This window comes from Janthinobacterium rivuli, assembly GCF_009208735.1.
GTDB lineage: Bacteria > Pseudomonadota > Gammaproteobacteria > Burkholderiales > Burkholderiaceae_D > Janthinobacterium.
The window spans coordinates 1-17,111 of record NZ_WFLJ01000015.1 but is presented as its reverse complement, the minus strand read 5'-3'; the positions used below and the strand labels follow the sequence as shown (position 1 = coordinate 17,111).

The window sequence follows — 17,111 nt, the reverse complement described above, 5'->3', positions numbered from 1 at the left end:
ACATGAAAAAAGCCGGCTCGCGCCGGCTTTTTCATGAACCACAGCAATTCTCAGCGAAACTTGCTCTTGTGCCCCGTCTTCAAGTCCAGCGCATAACGCACGCCGTTGTCCGTCAGCATGACTTCATCGGGCGGTTCCTCGCCGGCCAGGGCGCCGTCGATCAGGGGCAAGCCTTCGCCCTTGCGCATCAGGTCGTCGCAGCGCTCGTACACGTTGGCGCAACCGGTGGAGGCCATCAGCGATTGCACGATGGCCACTTTCCATGCGTCGACGCCGCCGGCGTTGAATTCGCAGATCAGGTAGCCTTGCACGCCGCCGAACAGCTGCACCACCAGGCCCGGCAAGCCCTCGTCCTCGCCCTTGATCAGGGTCAACAGCTGGTTTTCGCCCGCCTTCTTGATGGCAGATAATTTTTTCTCGATGGCGGCCTTGACGCGGCGCTTGATCAGCGCGTGGTCGACCGGTTCGTCTTCCTTGAAGCTCCAGATGCGCGCGCGGATCTGCGACTTCGAATTGTAGGCGGCGCGGGCGATGAACTGCTTCGACGAGCTTTGCACGATGGCCGTCGAGCCGGGCTTCATTTTTTCCTGCGGCTTGCCTTCGACTTTTTCAATCGCGGATGCATAAATCCACGATTGGCCCAGCAAGCTCTTTTCCTTGCCCTGTTTGATGGTGATGATCAGCATGTAATTCCAGTAGTGTGAGCGGCGCGTGCCGCTCGTCGTATGTCCCACCGACATGATACCTCATGCCATCCTGTCGCATCCTCCCGCATTCCATGCCATCACTGGCGCAGTCTGTCGCAGCGCGCTACGCAGGCGCGGCCGGCTGGCATACCATGCCTGCAGACCAATTCAAAACAGGGAGCAAGAATGACACCGACACTTTTCCACCCACGCCATGTCCGCGCCGCCACCGCCCTGCTGCTGGCCGCCTGCGCCCTGGCCATCCCTGCCGCGCCGGCGCTGGCCTCGCCGCTGGACTGGATTTCCGGCAACAGCATCCAGGGCAGCGGCAAACTGCAAAAACAGACGCGCGAAGTGGGCAGTTTCCGTGCCGTGGCGCTGAACGTGCCGGGCACCGTCGAACTGCGCATCGGCAACACGGACAGCGTCACCATCGAGGCCGACGACAATATCCTGCCGCTGATCGACACGGCGGTGGAAAACGGCACCTTGCGCATCCGCCCCGCCAAGCGCAACACCAACTTCCGCCAGAGCAGCCTGACCATCGTCATCCAGGCGCGCCAGGTGGAACGCGTCAGCGTGGGCGGTTCGGGCAACATCACGGCAACGGGCTTGCGCGCCGAAAATCTGCGCTTCGACGTGGGCGGCTCCGGCTCCATCGACGCGCGCGGCCTCGACAGCCGCCAGGTGGCCGTGGCCATTGGCGGCAGCGGCAACTTCAAGGCCAGCGGCAAGACGGAGCAGCTGACGGCGTCGATCGGCGGCTCGGGCAATATCCAGGCGGGCCGCCTGGCCGCGCGCGAGGTGCAGGTCAGCATCGGCGGCTCGGGCGAGGCCACCGTGTGGGCCAAGGATGACTTGAACATCAGCATCGGGGGCTCGGGCGAAGTGAATTACTACGGCGATCCGCGCATCAGCCGCAGCATGCAGCGTTCGAGCAGCATCAAGCGCCTGGGCGCCGCGCCGAATTGATCGTTCACAACGAAAAAAGCCCGGAGCGATCCGGGCTTTGTGCGTTTCAGACGGTCAAGCTCAGCGCGCCGGCTTCACCGGTTCGCGGTCGATCAGCACCGTGTTGACGCTGTCGGTCAGCCAGATCTGGCCATCCTGGATCGTGCATTGCAGCTGCATGCTGCGCTGCGCCAGCTTGCTCATGTCTTGCGCCGCTTCCGACGGCAAGTTGATCACGGTCAAGTTCTTCGCCCGTTCCAGTTTATTCGCGATCTGCTTCCACCAGATGTGGCTGGTTGCGCCATAGCTGTAGACGATGACCTGCTCGGAACGGCCGCACGCCTTCAGGATGCGCTTTTCGTCCGGCTGGCCCACTTCGATCCACAGCTGGATGGCGCCCGTCAAGTCTTTCTGCCACAAGTCGGGCTCTTCCGTATCGAACAAGCCCTTGGTGAAAGTCAGCGCCTCGTCGGCGTGGATGGCGAACGCCAGCAGGCGCACCATCATGCGCTCGTCCGTTTCGGACGGGTGGCGCGCCAGGGTCAGCGCGTGATCCTGGTAGTAATTGCGGTCCATGTCGGCGATCTGCAGATCGGCTTTGAAAATGGTTGCTTTGAGGGCCATCGTGTTTCTGTCTCGGTAAAGTGAATAGTGAAGTCGGTATCAGCGGAAAACCACGGTCTTGTCGCCATTTTTCAGGATGCGGCGCTCGACGAACCATTTCACGGCGCGCGCCAGCACCACGCACTCGACGTCGCGGCCGATGGCCGTCAGGGTCTCGGCATCCATCGCATGGTCGACGCGCTCGACGTCCTGCTCGATGATCGGGCCTTCGTCGAGGTCGCCCGTGACGAAATGGGCCGTCGCGCCGATCAGCTTGACGCCGCGGTGATGCGCCTGCGCGTACGGCTTGGCGCCCTTGAAGCTGGGCAGGAAGGAATGGTGGATATTGATGGCGCGGCCGTCGAGCGCCTGGCACAGACCGGGCGAGAGTATCTGCATGTAGCGCGCCAGCACCACCAGGTCGATCTTGTGCGTGTCCATCAGCTCGATGACTTTCGCTTCCTGCGCCAGCTTGGCCGCTTCCGGCGCGCCGGCCGCCAGCGGCAGGTGATGGAAGGGAATATTGTAGCTGGCCGCCAGCTGGTAGAACTCCATGTGATTCGACACGATGGCGGGAATTTCCACGTTCAGCAAGCCACTCTTGTAGCGGAACAGCAAATCGTTCAGGCAATGGCCGATCTTCGACACCATCAGCATGACGCGCGGCTTGACGCGCGCATCGTGCAACTGGCCGTGGAAGGGTCCATTCAACTGCATGGCTTGCGACAGGTCGGCGAAGTCGCTGCGCAACTGGGCGTCGCTGACGGCGCCGTCTTCCAGCGCGAAATGCACGCGCATGAAGAACAGCTGGGATTCCTGGTCGCCGAACTGGGCGGAATCGAGGATGTTGCAGCCGCGTTCGGCCAGGAAGCCGGAGACGCGGTGCACGATGCCGCGCTGGTCCAGGCAGGACAGGGTCAGGATGTATTCGGGATGCGTCATGGTCGCGGAATCAGGTAAAAAAGGTGGGCGATGCTCGGCTCAGCCACGCGCGCCGGCCATCGGCTGCGCTGCCGCGAGCCGGCTATTGTCGCACGGCCGGGCCTGTAAATCTGCATTTTCCACACAAGCGGCATGGCTGCCGACGGCGGCGAGCCGATTCACGTTCATTTGATCTGGCGCAAAGTCATCGCATTTTTCCGCCTGCCGAGCCCCATTCTCGCGCCAAACGGGCAGCTGGCATGGAACCTGGCACGCCATCCGGCGTCTATCCCTTTGCTTGTTTCACCATACGCCGCATCCGGTGCACCGGGTGTTTCTCGGACCAGATTTTCATTGAGGTAGAACATGTTCACAAACAGTATGTCCCCCGGTTTCAGCCCCGCCCTGAAGTCCCACCTCGAGGCCCAGTGCAATTTCGCCACGGAACTATCGCGCAAGATGTTCGATACGGCGCAGCAACTGAGCGAGCTGCATCTGCGGCTGGCGCAAGACTTGCTGCAGGAATGGAGCAGCGCCAGCCAGCAACTACTGAGCGCGCGCGATACGGGCGAATTCCTGTCGCTGGCCGCGGCCCAGTTACAGCCGAGCAGCAACAAGCTGCAACAGTACCGGCAGCAACTTGGCAACCTCGTCGCCAACGCCAATGTCGAGATGAACCGCACGGCAGAGAACCACCTGCCCGAAGCGAGCCGCACGGCCGTGGCTTTCGCTGACGAACTGGTGCGCAAGACGGCCGAGGAAACGGAAAAAGCCACGCAGCGCCAGCGTGAAATGATCGAAAAAATGCATGCCACGGGTCCCCGCGACGGCGCCGGCCGCAGCCGCGATACCGGCAGGCAATCCGATCAGGCGCATTGAACACTTGAATTGACCACTTGACCCCACTCGACAGCAAGGAGAGCGACATGGCTAGCAATCAAGGTAATGAACAGGGCAAAGGCGCTGGCAGCAGCCAGAAAGCCGGCGAATCGGGCAGCGGCAAAGGCCCGGCCAAGCGCGGCTTTGCCGCCATGAACGAAGAGCAGCAACGCGAAATCGCCAGCAAGGGCGGCCAGGCAGCCCATCAAAAGGGCACGGCGCATGAGTTCGACTCGGAAGAAGCACGCCGTGCCGGGCAAAAAGGCGGCGAAGCCGTCAGCCGCAACCGCGAACACATGGCGGAAATCGGCCGCAAGGGCGGCGAAAGCCGGCAATCGGCCCAGCGCGCCAATGAAAGCCGCGGCGGCACGGCGGCGCGCAGCGGCGGTACTGGGCGCCAGGGCGGCAAGGACGAGGAGGAGAAAGGCTAAAGGGGCTAGCCAGGCGGCCCGTGCAAGGGCCGGCGCAGCGCGGGGTGCGGCGGTATGGTACATTCTCGCCTTACCGACACCTCCGCGCCACGTCCCGCCCTTCCCCGCATGCAGCCATCCCTGAAATACCTGAGCGCCTATTCCGAACAAACGCAAGCGCAAGTGCAGCAACTGATCGCGCAGGACAAGCTGGGCGACGTCCTGTTGAAACGCTATCCGAACGCCCACGATGTGCGCAACGACAAGGCTTTATACCAGTACGTGCAGGACTTGAAGAATGAATTCCTGCGCAACGCCGAACCCATCAACAAAGTGACGTTCGACAGCAAGATCCATGTGATCCAGCACGCGCTGGGCTTGCATACCTCGATCTCGCGCGTGCAGGGTGGCAAGCTCAAGGCCAAGCATGAAATCCGCGTGGCCACCATGTTCAAGGAAGTGCCGCTGGAATTTTTGCGCATGATCGCCGTGCACGAACTGGCGCACGTCAAGGAAAAGCAGCATGACAAGGCGTTCTACAAGCTGTGCACGTATATGGAACCGCAATACCATCAGTACGAATTCGACGTGCGCCTGTACCTGACCCAGCTCGACCTGTCGGGCCAGCGCCTGTGGTCGTGACCATCAGTGCCTGCGGGCATAAAAAAGCCGTCTGACAAATAAACTGACTTCGAGGGTCAGTGCATACACCGGGCGGCTTTGTTACATGCGCGCCGGCATGGCCGGCGCCATCTTCAGACTCAGGCGGCGTTCTTGCGGCGAAGCATGAAGCCCAGCAGGCCCAGCCCGCCCAGCAGCATGCCGTAGGTAGCCGGTTCCGGCACTGCGCTCACGCTGGCGGCGATATTGTCAACCTGGAAGGTATGGAAGGCGCCCTCTTTCCACGATGCCGACAGCAGATTGTCGAAGCCCGTGAAGCTGTAATTGCTGAAAGTATGGCTGCCGTTGAGGCTGAAGGTTTGCGTTACCGTGCCGCCGCCCACCTGGTGGCCGACAAACGTGACGTCGAAGGAACCCGGCAAGCTCACGAAGTCGGCCAGGCTGATCGAGCTCAGCGAGAAAGCGCCGCCGTCGGCGCGCGACAGGGTCGTTGTCGACAGGACTGTCGCCCCCAGGCCGGCCGAGCCGGCGTAGGCGAAGCTGCTTTGACGTGGCGAACTCAACAGACCCAGGAAACTGCTGTCGAAATTGTAGCCGCCTTCGGAATAGGAGGGGAACACGGAAGCGAAGTGGCCCGGCTGTTCCAGCGGATCGAAAGTGATCGTGGTGGTTTGCGCGTGGGCGCCGCCAGCGGCGAGGATGGCGGCGACAGCGGTCGCGCGCAAGAGGGTCATAGGTTTCAAAATAGCATCCTTTCGAGATGATGAAGTAGCGTGGTTGTGGCAACTTGAAATGGCTCGGCACCGTTTTTTAGGAGTCTTGTCGCGCTCGCGGGTGTCCGATAGTCCTAACTTTTGAACAAGACCAGTAAACCACAACCATAACTAAAAAGCATCTTCATTTTCAAAATAACATGCCTCAAGGGAAATATTCTGACCATATATTTATCAATTGAATCATTGGGTACGATCAATTTTCCCGTATGGAAATAAAAAAGCCATGCACTGCGCAGTGCATGGCTCCCTGTTCATTCCCATGAGGAAAGATTACGGCGCACACTCCTTCAGGCGCTGCACCAGCGCGGCCGGATCGGCATCGGCATTCAGGAAGGCCGCATGCTGCGGGCGGATGAAGCCCTGCTCCTTGCCGTTTTGCACAAAAGCGATCAAGCCGTCATAGAAATGGTCGACATTGAGCAAGCCGATGGGCTTGGCGTGCAAGCCCAACTGGGCCCACGTCAGCATCTCGAACAACTCTTCCAGGGTGCCATAGCCGCCCGGCATGGCGATGAAGGCATCGGACAGGCTGGCCATCATCGCCTTGCGTTCATGCATGTCCTTCACGATGAACTGGCGCGTCAAGCCCATGTGGCCCACTTCGCGCTCGACCAGCTGGGTGGGAATCACGCCCGTCACTTCGCCCCCCAGGCGCAGCACTTCATCGGCGATCACGCCCATCAGGCCTACCTTGCCGCCGCCGTACACGAGCGAAATATTCTCCGCCACCAACACGCGCGCCAGTTCGCGCGCCGCCACCGCATAGTCGGGCGAGACGCCCGCGTTGGCGCCGCAATACACACATAAAGCCTTGATCACAGTAATCCTTATCCTTTCAATTCATCGATCGCCGCCTCGACTTCAAGGCGTTCCTTGGCGTCCAGTGCCACGCACTCGGCCGCCTTTTCATACAGTGCCAGCGCTTCCGCCAGCTTTTTCTTTCCGTCGAGCATGTTCAAGGCGCGCGCATACTCGCTGTGGGCCAACGCCGAATACGGCGTCAGGGCCAGCGCCGTCTTGAAGTGCTGATAGCCATCTTCCTTGTTGGCGCCGTAGGTCAGGCCGCCGATCATGGTGCCGACCTTGTCGATAATTTCCGTATGATAAATCCCAAACGCGATATGCGCTTCCGCATGCATGGGCGCCACCGTCATCGTGCGGTCCAGGCTGTTGCGCACGCGCGCGCCCATGCCCTGCGCCAGGGCCTTGACGACGGAGGTGCCCAGCGCATAGCGGCCCAGGCTGTAGGCATGCCAGTAGTAGCCGGCCGGGTTGTCCGGCTGCTCGTTCTGCTGGCGCTCGCAACGCTCCGCCACCTCTTCGTACATGTCGAGTTTCTGGCTGTCGCTCACTTCCAGGTGCGTGGCATAGATGCAGGTCGCCTTGTGCGCCACCGCATAGCCGGGCACGCCAACGGCCAGGCCCAGCTTCACGGCGCGCTCGAAGTCGCCCGCATGGAAGGCCAGCCAGGCCTGCACCAGCGCGGTGTGCGTGGGAAAGGGTTCCACGTCGCCCGCATGCAGGCGCGCCCAGGCCGCTTCCAGGGTCTGTGGCGTGTAGACATATGCTGCGTCCGGATAGGGGAATTGTTTCCAAGCCATCTCTCTCTCCTGTAATGGACGACGTGGCGCCAGCAGCCGCGTCAGTCGTTCTTGAGTTTGGTCACATACTCTTCCGACAGTTTGCGAAACAGCAAATGCGTTTCATTGCGCAAATACGGCCCGATCAGGGACAGCACCTGGTAGCAGCCGCGCGCCAGCGCATCGGACATCGATTGCTGTTCGCTGTACTTGCGCGGGTTGCGCACATACTCGTACGACAGCCAGTAGGTGGCAACGACCACCATATTCGTCGCCATCGCGGCCACTTCCATGTCCGACGCTTCGAGCGACTGTTCGCTGCGCAAGTCTTCGCACAGTTGGGTGGCCACCTTGATCTTGTGCGCCAGGATCAGCTTGAAGTGCAATTCCAGCTTGCGGTTGCGCGACAACAAATCATTGAGGTCGCGATAGAAAAAGCGGTAGCGCCAGATCAGTTCGAACATCAGGTGCAAATACAGCCAGACATCCTCGATATTCGAACGGCGCCCGTCGGGCACGGTCAGGATGCGTTCGATTTCCGCCTCGAACTGGACGAAGATCGAATTGACGATGTCGTCCTTGTTACGGAAGTGGTAGTACAGGTTTCCGGGGGAAATGTTCATCTCTTCCGCAATCACGGTCGTCGTGATATTCGGCTCACCAAACTCGTTGAACAGGCGCAGCGACAACTCCAGGATGCGTTCGCGGGTACGGCGTGGTGCTTTTTGTAGCATGGCGGGCAATCTCTCTGTGTTCTGCCTCAAGCATACCACCTAAGATAGCCATAATGAAACACTGTGCCCCCTGACGCGGGCGAAAGACGCAGGCAAGAAAAAGCCTGCGCGAGCAGGCTGGAGGGATGTGGCGCCAGCTCAGGCGGCCGGCGCTTTTTTCTTCGCCGCCGGCTTGCTCACGGCTTTGGCGGCGGCGCGCGGCGCGGCGCTGGCTGCCCGCTTGGCCGGAGCCTTGACGACGGCCGCCTTCGCCGTCTTCGGCGCGGCTTTCGCCACGCTGCTCGGCGCCGCCTTCACGGCGGGCTTGACCGCAGCCTTCGGCCTGGGCGCCGGCGCGGCCTTGGCCGACAGCGCCGCCACTTGCCGGCTCAAGGCGTCGATCTGCGCGTGCAGCGCGGCGATATCGTTTTGCGTGGGTACGCCGATGGTGGCCAGTGCGCGCGCGACGCGCTCTTCAAACACCTGTTCCAGCTTGTCCCAGGAGCCGCTGGCTTGCTTGCCCACGCCATCGGCCAGTTTGCCGACGGTGCCGCTGACATTGGCCACCTTGTCTTCGGCGCGCTTCTGGAATTCCGTGCCTTCCTGCACCAGCCGGGAAAACACGCGTCCGCCCTCTTCCTGCGCCTTGGCGAAGGCACCGAGGCCCGCTTGCCATATCTGCTGCGCGGACGAGCGCACGGCGTTCGCCAATTCCTTGTCTTCCGCCAATTCCTTCAATTTCTTCACCATCGCCAGCTCCCGTCATATGAAAGGCCATGCCACTTCATGGATACTTTTTATTCTAGAGAGCAAAACTAGAGACGGGAGTCTAATCCGATAGAAAGCTGCCTCAGAAGGTGCGCCAGCGCACGCGGAGGACAGTTGCGCGAGCGGACAGCGCCTAGGCCGCCGCCTTCACCGGGCCATGCAGCAGCTTGTGCAGGCGGAAGCCTTCGCGGATGTTTTCGCGCAGCACGGCGCCTTTCCACGGCTTCGTGTAGAAGCGGTCGACGGCGCCACGGTTGATGGCCGCCATGATGGGCGTCAGGTCGGCAAAGGCCGACAGCATGATGCGGAAGGTGTCGGGACACAGGTGCTTGACCCGCTCCATGAATTCGGTGCCGCTCATGAGCGGCATGCACTGGTCGCACAGGATCACCTGCACCTTGTGGCGCGCCAGGATGTCGAAGCCTTCGGCGGCCGTCTGCGCCGTCAGGATGCGGTAGCCGTCCTGCGCCAGGAAGTCGCTGAGCACGTCGAGCATGAAGACATCGTCGTCGACGATCAGCAAGGTTTGCTGCTCTTCGCTGTCCGCATCCTGCGGCGTTTGCAACTGCTGGCCCTTCATCAGCATCTGCTCGAATTCCTCTTGCGGCACGGGGCGGCTGAAATAATAGCCCTGCATCTCGTCGCAGCCATGGCGCCGCAAATAAGCCAGCTGCGCATCGTTTTCCACGCCTTCGGCGATCACGTCCAGCTTCATGCTGTGGGCCATGCTGATGATGGCCAGCACGATGGCCGCGTCGTCCGGATTGCTGGTCACTTCGCGCACGAAGGCGATGTCGATCTTCAGCTTGTCGATGGGGAAGCGCTTCAGGTAGGCCAGGCTGGAATAGCCGGTGCCGAAATCGTCGATGGAAATCTGGATGCCCAGCGCCTTCAGGTTGCGCAGCACGGCGATGGTTTCCTCGGCGTTCGACATCAGCGAGCTTTCCGTCAGCTCCAGCTCCAGCAGCTCGGGCGCGATATCGTGTTTGCGGATCGCCTTGAGCACCTCCTCTTCCAGGCCGCCGACGAAAAACTGGATGCCCGAGACATTCACCGACAGGTGCACGGGGCCGATGCTGCTGGCGCCCCACTCGCTGATCTTCTTGCACGCCTCGTCGAGCACCCAGTTACCGACGCGCACGATCAATCCCGTTTCTTCCAGCAGGGGGATGAACAGGGCCGGCGAAACCATGCCGTGCCCTGGGCGGCGCCAGCGTATCAGCGCCTCGGCGCCGCTGATGCGTCCCGAGATGATATTCACCTTGGGCTGGAAGAACAGCACGAATTCTTCGTTGTCGATGGCGCGCCGCAGGGCATTTTCCATGTCCAGCCGCGCCATCGATTGCGCGTTCATTTCCGCCGTGAAGAAGCGGAAGGCGTCGCGGCCCGCCTCCTTGGCGCGGTACATGGCCGTGTCGGCGTATTGAATCAGGGTGTCCGCATCGACGCCATCGTCGGGGTACACGGAAATGCCGATGCTGACCGTCACCGTCACCTCGTGGCCCTGCAAGTCGAAGGGCTTGCGCATCGCCTCGCGGATCTTGTCGACCACGCCCACGGCATGCTGGGCGCCATCGGGCAGCACCAGGATGGTGGCAAATTCATCGCCGCCAAAGCGGCCGATGGTATCGCGCACGCGCAGGCAGTCGACGAGGCGGCTGGAAAACTGGCGCAGCAGGTCGTCGCCGATGGTGTGGCCCAGGGTGTCGTTGATATTCTTGAAGCGGTCGATATCCATGAACAGCACGGCCACGGCCCACTGGTGCTCGGCCGCCTGGGACAGGGAATGGGTCAGCGAGGCGTAGAACTGGCTGCGGTTCGGCAAGCCCGTCAAGGTATCGAAATGGGCCAGCTTCATCAGGCGCTGCTCGGCGTCCTTGCGCTCGGTGATGTCGCGCGCCACGGCCACCAGGATCCAGCTCTGCCCCGAACGCAGGGTGCGCCGCTGCACTTCCACCGACAGCGGCGAGCCATCCTTGCGCTGCAACTGCAATTCCGTCATCGGGCCGCCCTGGTCGCCGGCCAGCAGCTTGTTGTACAGCTCTTCCAGCGGGGCTTCGCCCTCGTGCGCGCGGCCCGGCCCCACGCGCAGGAAATCCTCGCGCTCGAAACCGAGCATGCGGCACGCCGTCTGGTTGACGTCGACGAAGCACATGCCGGCACGGTCGACGAGGAAAATCGCGTCGGCCGTGGCGTCCATCGCCAGGCGGAAGCGGCGCAAGTCTTCATCGAGGCGGATGCGCGCCGCCATGTCCAGGGTCAGCTGCTCGTGGTGGCGCTTGATTTCGTCGTACAGCAGCAGGTTGTCGTAGGCGACGGCGATCTGCGCCGCCACCGTCGCGGCGACCCGCTCGTCGACCTCGGAAAATTCATTCGCCCCCAGCTTGTCGACCAGGTACAGCCAGCCGTGGCTGCGCTCGCGCGAAGCGATGGCCACGCCCAGGAAGGAATGCACGGGCGGATGCGTGTCGGGCAGGCCCAACGCACCGGGGTCACCCTTCAAGCCATTGACGCGGTAGGGCTGGCGCTGCTCCAGCAAGCGGTTCAGGATGCCCGTGCGCGGCGCGCTGGCGATGCGCTCGAGGTTTTTCTCGGCGCCGCACGAAGAAAAATAGCTGAGCTTTTCGGCGCCCTCTTCCAGCACGCCGATGCAGGCATACTTGGAGACGCAGATATTCTGCGCCACCTTGCAGCCCGCCTCGATCAGGGCGCGCGGATCGCGTTCGGCGCCCAGCTCGATGCCCAGTTCGATCAGCGCCGTCAGGCGCAGGCTGACCGCCTGCAGGCTGGACAGCGAACGCGACAAGCGCTCCGTCATGACGCCCAGGTCTTCGGGCATGGCGGCCTGGCCCTCGCGCTGGGTGGCCAGCTGCGAAATCTGCTGGCTGCTCGATTCGAGTTCGTCGAGGTAGCCGCTGACCTGGTGCTCGATGCCGGCCAGCTTGCCCCTGGCGGGAGGCGCCGCATTGGCGCCGGCGCCCGCCTCGGCCGGCACCTGGAGCGCCGCCGGCATCAGTCCCAGCGCCTCGTTGACGGTGCGCACGATGACCTCGGGGTCGGACGGCTTGGGCAGCACCCAGCGCACGCCGCACGCCTGCGCCAGCAGGATCGCTTCCTGCTCGCGGTAGGTGGCCGTATAAAAGATGATGGGCACGTCGGTCAGCGCGGGATCGGCATGCACGCGCGTGACGAATTCGTAGCCGTCCATGTTCGGCATGAGGATGTCGGAAATGATCAGGTCCGGCCGCTCGGTGCGCAGTATTTCCAGCGCGTCGGCGCCATTGGCCGCCTCCAGCAGGCGGTGGCCGCCGTAGCCCAGCAGCGCGGTCAGGAACTCGCGGTTGAGCACATGATCATCGACGATCAGGATGGTGGCGATGTCGTTTTTAACTGGCGTCGACGGCGCCCCGGGTAAAAAAGATTCCAGCTCCGCGACGAACAGGTCGGGCTCGATCGGTTTGCCGATGTAGCCATTGAAGCCCGCTTCGAGCAGGCGTTCGCGGTCGCCGACCATGGCCAGCGCCGTCACGGCCAGGGCCGGGATCTTGCGCAGTTGCGGATCTTTCTTCAGCTCCGCCACCACGCCATAGCCGTCGAGCTTGGGCAAATGCACGTCGCAAATGATCAAGTCCGGCAATTCGCTGCGCGCCATGCGCACGCCCTCTTCGCCGTCATAGGCGGCCAGCGGCGTGTACCCGAAGGCGCGCAGCAAGTACACCATCAATTCCATATTGGTGGCGTTATCTTCGATAATCAGGATACGTGCGGACAATTAGCGCCCCCAATAAACACTGCATGGACTCATTTTCCGCCTGCGTTGATCTTTCCGCATGCGCGCCTACATAGCAATCCTACAACATCTTGCCATACATCCCGAGAAATATCTCGCGTCCGGACGCCTGCGGAACGGCGCAGGCGGCCTCATGAACAAATTTTCTCCGGTGATCTTCTGACGTTAGCTTAATACACTACGCCAGTGGAAAACAGCATTTTCTGCCCCTTGCGCTGTTAAACAGCGGCAACAGCAGAGTCAAAAGAGACAGTCTTGCCATGCAGACAAAACACAACAGGACTCAGGCGAAATGGGGGGGCGAGGCAGGCCGGGTGACTTCGTTCTTGATAGTAATTTCCGCCAACAGCTGACGCAGCACGCGCGCATCGCTGGCCAGCGCCACATGGCCGATGCCGCCGAAGGCGAGATTGCGCGCGCCGGGCAGCTGCGCGGACGATTGCGGCGCGACGATATTGTCGTGATGCGAATAGATCGATGTGATCAGGGCGCGCGTTTCCGGCGTCTCGCTGGCGGCCAGCTGCGCCAGCCAGCCGCTCGGCGCGCCATCGACGCGGCTCATCTGGCGCGCATTGGCGCCCGCCGCCACATTGGCCAGCACCGTGCCGTGGTGCGGCGTGCCGATGGTGATGATGCGCGCCACGCGGGCCGCGCCGTGACGGCGCAGCCAGGCGCGCGCCACCAGGCCGCCCATGCTGTGGGCGACGATGATGGCGCGGTCGCTGCCCGTGCGGGCACACAGCGCCTCGATGGCCTGCTCGACCTGCGGCACGAACTCCTCGATGTCGGCGCCTATCGGTTCCAGGTCGACGCCGTCGTGCGCGATACCGGCCCGCGCCAGTTGCCGGCTCAGCTTTGTCCAGTAGCCGCGGTTGCACACATAGCCGTGGATCAGCAACACGGGCAGACTCTGGCCAGTGATGGTGTCGGCCGCGTGCAAACGCGGACGCAGCATGCCCCACGACGACGTCCACAAGGTGGCACGCAACTCGCCCAGAAACAGGCGCGCGGCGTCCGCGACACCCAATTGAAATTCCGCCGGCACGGGGCTGCCCAGTCGCCGGCTCTGCCAGAAATTGCGCGCCACGATCAGTGCGCGCACGGCCAGCAGCATGGCGCCCGCCAGCAGCAAGGCCATGGCGGGCGAGGCCACGCCCCAGGCCCGCACGGCCAGGTACGCCACGCCCAGCACGGCCAGCACCTGCAGCAGCATCAGCCACCTGAGAATGCGCGCGATCATGCCATGCCTGCGACGGGAACGGGCGCGGGCTTGCCCGTCAACTCCCGCGCCAGGCCGCTGGCCAGGCGCGCCGCCAGCGCATAGATCGTCAGTTGCGGATTGGCGCCGATCGAGGTGGGGAACAGCGAGCCGTCGTGCACGGACAGGTTGCGCACGCCGTGATAGCGGCCATCGGCGCCCGTCACGCCCAGGCGCGCATCGTCCGACATGGCGCAGCCGCCCATCACGTGGGCCGACACCACGCGCGCCAGCAGCGCCTTCATCGGCAAAGCGCCGATGGCCTGCTTCGCCTGCGCCCAGCTCGTGTAGTGGCTGGCCAGCTCATGCACGGGATACACGCTCCGCGCGCCGGCCGCGAACTGGATTTCCGCCATCGACAGCAGCGCGCGCCGCGCGCCGTCCCAGATAAAGGGCGTGAGCGGATAGTCGAGCACGGGCGCGCCAAAGCTGTCGATCGACACGTTGCCGCCCGCCGCCTCGTGGTGAAAACCGTCGCGCAGCAGCGCCAGCAAGGCATGCGCATGGGGGAATTCGCGCATGGTGCGCGCATGCTCGTCGCCGAAGCCGCCCATGGTGGTGGCCATCAGCAGCGGGTGCAAAGGCGGCGCTTCGAGCTTGTAACCGATGGGGCCGTCGATGGGCGCCACGTGCAGGAAATGGTCGGAATAAATCGTCTGCGGCGCGCCCGCATAGGCGTCTACGCGCTGCGGAAACAGGCCCGCCGACACCACGGTCGGGTGCAAAAAGGTGCGCCGGCCCAGCAAGCCGTGCGGGTCGGGCGCCTGCGAGCGCAGCAGCAGGGCCGGCGAGTTGATGGCGCCGCCGGCCAGCACGAAGTGTTTGGCCCGCAGCGTGAGGCACACACCCGTGGGCGCCTGCCCTGCGGCGTCGAGCGCCGTCACTTGCAGGCTGTCGACGCGTTCGCCCTTGAAGAGGAAACGCTCGACGCGCGCATGCACGAGCAAGCCTGCGCCCAGCGCTAGCGCCGACGGGATCGTCGTCACCAGCATCGACTGCTTGGCGTTGGTCGGGCAACCCATGCCGCAGTAGCCGAGGTTCCAGCAGCCGTTCACGTTGCGCCGGATGGCGGCCGTGGGGATGCCCAGCGCCGTGGCGCCACGGCGCAATAAGTCGTTGTTTTCATTGGGCGGCGCGGCCCAGTCGCTCACGTGCAGCCGTTTTTCCATCATGGCGAACCACGGCGCCATGGCGTCCACGGCATAGCCGGACAAGCCAAAATGCCGGCGCCAGTAGTCCAGCGTGCCGGGCGGCGTGCGAAAACTCGAGGTCCAGTTGACGGTCGTCGAACCGCCCACGGTGCGGCCCTGCAAAATGTTGATGGCCTTGTCGCGCGTCTTGCGCGCGGCCGATTCCTGGTACAGCGCGGGATAAGCGTCCGCTTCGCGCATCTTGAAGTCTTGCGAGGACTTCAAGCCGCCCTCCTCGACGATCAGGACCTTCAGGCCGGCCAGCGCGAGGATTTCCGCCGTCACGCCGCCGCCGGCGCCGCTGCCGATGACGACGACATCGGCCTCGAAGCTGCGGTCGGCGGCCAGGGTGCTGGCGTCGGTGACGTTCCAGCCTTTGGCCACGCCGATGGCGATGGGGTCAGGAATGGGGGATGTGCTCATGGATGCCTTATGCGCTCAGTTCGGGCAGCGGTCCCGGATAGCCGATGGCGGCCCAGTGGGCGGCATCGGCATACCAGGCGCCGAGGATCAGATCATGCAGGGCCAGGTAGGCCGTCTGCAGGGTGGCCAGACGGTGCGTGCGCCACGCCTGCAGGAAGGCAGCCACCTGGGCCGGGTCGGCGTCGTGCCAGCCATCTTTTACGCCGGCGACGAAGCGCCGCGCGGGCGCCAGCGCCAGCAGGCCGAACAGATCCTGCACTTCCTGCTGCGCCGCCAGCGGCAAGCCATGGATGGCCGTGTCCACGCCGGCGATGGCGCCATCGAGCGCAGCGGCCCGCGCGGGGGTTTCCCGCGGCAGCGCGCTGCCCAGCATGGCCGGCACGATGGCCGCCAGCGCCGCGCGCGCTTCGCCATCGAGCACGAAGCGACCAGGGGGCGCCGGTCCGCGCACCAGCCGGTAGGCGGCGCCGCCGGCCGCCAGCGCGCAGGCGCCCAGAACGCCCAGTTTCAGAAACGATCTGCGTTGCATTGCCATCTCTCCCCTTGTTTTGTACCGCCTTTCGCAGGCCAGTGTACGCCAAAGGCAGTGGGCGTTTGAACGCAAAAACTAGAGCGGGCCGTCTAGTTTGCGCGACTGGAACCATAGCAGCAGCATGGCCAGCAGCGCCGCCAGCGCGCCGCCGATGGCGATGCTGGGCAAGCCGAAGGCGACGATCAGCGCACCGCCCAGCGCACCGCCGGCGGCCGTACCCGCATTGAAGGCGGCGATATTCAAGCCCGCCGCCACGGCGTCGCTGCCCGGGCAATGCTGCTGCGCCAGACGGAGCAAGCGCATGGTCGACAGGGTGACGAGGGCGAAGAACAGCAAGCCCAGGGTGCCGCACAGGCCCAGCAAGGCCAGGGGATGGGCGCGCAGCAGATAAAAGGCCTGCAGATTGAGCGCCAGCGCGGCCAGGGCCAGCATGGTGGCGCGCAGCGCGGACGGGCGATCCGCGCACCAGCCGCCCAGCAGGTTGCCGCCGATGGCGCACACGCCAAAGCACAGCATGGCGGCGCCCAGCCAGCCCGCATCGAGTCCACCCAGCTGCAGCAGGAAGGGAGAGACATACGTGAAAAAACTGAAGGTGGCCACGCTGACCAGCGCCGCCACGCCCGCCGCCAGCAGCAGGGGCGGTTGCAGGATGGCGCGCAGGCTGGCCAGGGCCGATGCGGCGGCAAGCGGCTGGCGCGCGGCCGGCATGGCCAGGCGCAAGCCCGCGCCGCCACACAGGGCCAGCACGCCGATGGCGGCGAATACCCAGCGCCACGACGAGACGGCGCCCAGCCAGGTCCCCAGCGGCACGCCGCCCGCCAGCGCCAGGGTCAGGCCCAGCCAGACGATGGAGAGCGCCCTGCCCGCGCGCGACGAGTCGACCAGGCTGGTGGCCGCGTGCGAGGCGACGGCCATGAACACGCCATGCGCGAGGCCGACGGCAAGGCGCACGCCCAGCAGCGCGCCCAGCGCCGGCGCGGCCGCCATGGCCACGCTGCCGGCCGCCAGCA

17 protein-coding genes are annotated in these 17,111 nt (G+C 63.9%); 4 read left to right on the top strand and 13 right to left on the bottom strand.

Annotated features, from left to right (window positions below; genetic code table 11):
* Positions 1–50: 50 nt before the first annotated feature.
* Positions 51–686, bottom strand: coding sequence for an SAM-dependent methyltransferase (locus tag GCN78_RS19730; RefSeq protein ID WP_152253319.1), 636 nt, complete (start codon positions 684–686; stop codon positions 51–53).
* Positions 687–872: 186 nt separating this feature from the next.
* On the opposite strand from GCN78_RS19730, the gene GCN78_RS19725 reads away from it, so the two are divergent.
* Positions 873–1,658, top strand: a complete 786-nt coding sequence (locus GCN78_RS19725; RefSeq protein WP_152253217.1) for a head GIN domain-containing protein — start codon at positions 873–875, stop codon at positions 1,656–1,658.
* Between the two features lie 60 nt (positions 1,659–1,718).
* Here GCN78_RS19725 and GCN78_RS19720 read toward each other — a convergent pair whose 3' ends face one another.
* Both GCN78_RS19720 and purU read right to left on the bottom strand, forming a co-directional pair.
* Entirely contained in the window at positions 1,719–2,261 is a 543-nt protein-coding gene (locus GCN78_RS19720) for a YaeQ family protein (protein ID WP_034786185.1), read from the bottom strand.
* 39 nt (positions 2,262–2,300) lie between these two features.
* A complete protein-coding gene (gene purU / locus GCN78_RS19715) occupies positions 2,301–3,182 on the bottom strand; it encodes a formyltetrahydrofolate deformylase (RefSeq protein WP_152253216.1) in 882 nt (293 codons plus the stop codon).
* Between the two features lie 345 nt (positions 3,183–3,527).
* On the opposite strand from purU, the gene GCN78_RS19710 reads away from it, so the two are divergent.
* The 3 genes from GCN78_RS19710 (at position 3,528) to GCN78_RS19700 (ending at position 5,092) form a co-directional block, all read left to right on the top strand.
* Positions 3,528–4,040, top strand: a complete 513-nt coding sequence (locus tag GCN78_RS19710; protein ID WP_152253215.1) for a phasin family protein — start codon at positions 3,528–3,530, stop codon at positions 4,038–4,040.
* A 47-nt stretch (positions 4,041–4,087) separates the two neighbouring features.
* Positions 4,088–4,471: a KGG domain-containing protein gene (locus GCN78_RS19705; protein WP_152253214.1), complete on the top strand. Its 384-nt coding sequence runs from the start codon at positions 4,088–4,090 to the stop codon at positions 4,469–4,471.
* Positions 4,472–4,579: 108 nt separating this feature from the next.
* Positions 4,580–5,092 (top strand): YgjP-like metallopeptidase domain-containing protein, encoded by a 513-nt coding sequence (locus GCN78_RS19700; RefSeq protein WP_152253213.1) that lies wholly within the window; start codon positions 4,580–4,582, stop codon positions 5,090–5,092.
* Between the two features lie 119 nt (positions 5,093–5,211).
* Here the strand turns inward: GCN78_RS19700 and GCN78_RS19695 are convergent, their stop codons facing one another.
* The 10 genes from GCN78_RS19695 to GCN78_RS19650 form a co-directional block, all read right to left on the bottom strand.
* Positions 5,212–5,805: a PEP-CTERM sorting domain-containing protein gene (locus tag GCN78_RS19695; protein ID WP_152253318.1), complete on the bottom strand. Its 594-nt coding sequence runs from the start codon at positions 5,803–5,805 to the stop codon at positions 5,212–5,214.
* Between the two features lie 312 nt (positions 5,806–6,117).
* Complete coding sequence (locus GCN78_RS19690; protein ID WP_193316805.1) at positions 6,118–6,663, bottom strand: LOG family protein; 546 nt, start codon at positions 6,661–6,663, stop codon at positions 6,118–6,120.
* Positions 6,664–6,674: 11 nt separating this feature from the next.
* Entirely contained in the window at positions 6,675–7,448 is a 774-nt protein-coding gene (locus GCN78_RS19685; protein ID WP_152253211.1) for a tetratricopeptide repeat protein, read from the bottom strand.
* A 41-nt stretch (positions 7,449–7,489) separates the two neighbouring features.
* Entirely contained in the window at positions 7,490–8,161 is a 672-nt protein-coding gene (locus GCN78_RS19680; RefSeq protein WP_034758777.1) for a TetR/AcrR family transcriptional regulator, read from the bottom strand.
* 138 nt (positions 8,162–8,299) lie between these two features.
* On the bottom strand, positions 8,300–8,890 hold the full coding sequence (locus tag GCN78_RS19675) for a phasin family protein (RefSeq protein WP_152253210.1): 591 nt from the start codon (positions 8,888–8,890) through the stop codon (positions 8,300–8,302).
* A gap of 151 nt (positions 8,891–9,041) precedes the next feature.
* Complete coding sequence (locus GCN78_RS19670; RefSeq protein ID WP_152253209.1) at positions 9,042–12,680, bottom strand: EAL domain-containing protein; 3,639 nt, start codon at positions 12,678–12,680, stop codon at positions 9,042–9,044.
* 301 nt (positions 12,681–12,981) lie between these two features.
* Positions 12,982–13,938, bottom strand: coding sequence for an esterase/lipase family protein (locus tag GCN78_RS19665; protein ID WP_152253208.1), 957 nt, complete (start codon positions 13,936–13,938; stop codon positions 12,982–12,984).
* Positions 13,935–15,569 (bottom strand): GMC family oxidoreductase, encoded by a 1,635-nt coding sequence (locus tag GCN78_RS19660; protein ID WP_152253207.1) that lies wholly within the window; start codon positions 15,567–15,569, stop codon positions 13,935–13,937. Before GCN78_RS19660 ends, GCN78_RS19665 begins: the two co-directional genes overlap by 4 nt.
* 7 nt (positions 15,570–15,576) lie before the next feature.
* Entirely contained in the window at positions 15,577–16,104 is a 528-nt protein-coding gene (locus GCN78_RS19655; protein ID WP_152253206.1) for a hypothetical protein, read from the bottom strand.
* 72 nt (positions 16,105–16,176) lie between these two features.
* On the bottom strand, positions 16,177–17,111 hold a 935-nt coding region (locus GCN78_RS19650), incomplete at its 5' end, for an MFS transporter (RefSeq protein ID WP_193316800.1).

Coding starts and splice junctions, on each gene's coding strand:
- GCN78_RS19730 (WP_152253319.1), bottom strand. CDS start 686: ATGCTGATCATCACCATCAAACAGGGCAAGGAAAAGAGCTTGCTGGGC.
- GCN78_RS19685 (WP_152253211.1), bottom strand. CDS start 7,448: ATGGCTTGGAAACAATTCCCCTATCCGGACGCAGCATATGTCTACACG.
- GCN78_RS19695 (WP_152253318.1), bottom strand. CDS start 5,805: ATGACCCTCTTGCGCGCGACCGCTGTCGCCGCCATCCTCGCCGCTGGC.
- GCN78_RS19680 (WP_034758777.1), bottom strand. CDS start 8,161: ATGCTACAAAAAGCACCACGCCGTACCCGCGAACGCATCCTGGAGTTG.
- GCN78_RS19725 (WP_152253217.1), top strand. CDS start 873: ATGACACCGACACTTTTCCACCCACGCCATGTCCGCGCCGCCACCGCC.
- GCN78_RS19705 (WP_152253214.1), top strand. CDS start 4,088: ATGGCTAGCAATCAAGGTAATGAACAGGGCAAAGGCGCTGGCAGCAGC.
- purU (WP_152253216.1), bottom strand. CDS start 3,182: ATGACGCATCCCGAATACATCCTGACCCTGTCCTGCCTGGACCAGCGC.
- GCN78_RS19655 (WP_152253206.1), bottom strand. CDS start 16,104: ATGGCAATGCAACGCAGATCGTTTCTGAAACTGGGCGTTCTGGGCGCC.
- GCN78_RS19660 (WP_152253207.1), bottom strand. CDS start 15,569: ATGAGCACATCCCCCATTCCTGACCCCATCGCCATCGGCGTGGCCAAA.
- GCN78_RS19700 (WP_152253213.1), top strand. CDS start 4,580: ATGCAGCCATCCCTGAAATACCTGAGCGCCTATTCCGAACAAACGCAA.
- GCN78_RS19710 (WP_152253215.1), top strand. CDS start 3,528: ATGTTCACAAACAGTATGTCCCCCGGTTTCAGCCCCGCCCTGAAGTCC.
- GCN78_RS19720 (WP_034786185.1), bottom strand. CDS start 2,261: ATGGCCCTCAAAGCAACCATTTTCAAAGCCGATCTGCAGATCGCCGAC.
- GCN78_RS19665 (WP_152253208.1), bottom strand. CDS start 13,938: ATGATCGCGCGCATTCTCAGGTGGCTGATGCTGCTGCAGGTGCTGGCC.
- GCN78_RS19675 (WP_152253210.1), bottom strand. CDS start 8,890: ATGGTGAAGAAATTGAAGGAATTGGCGGAAGACAAGGAATTGGCGAAC.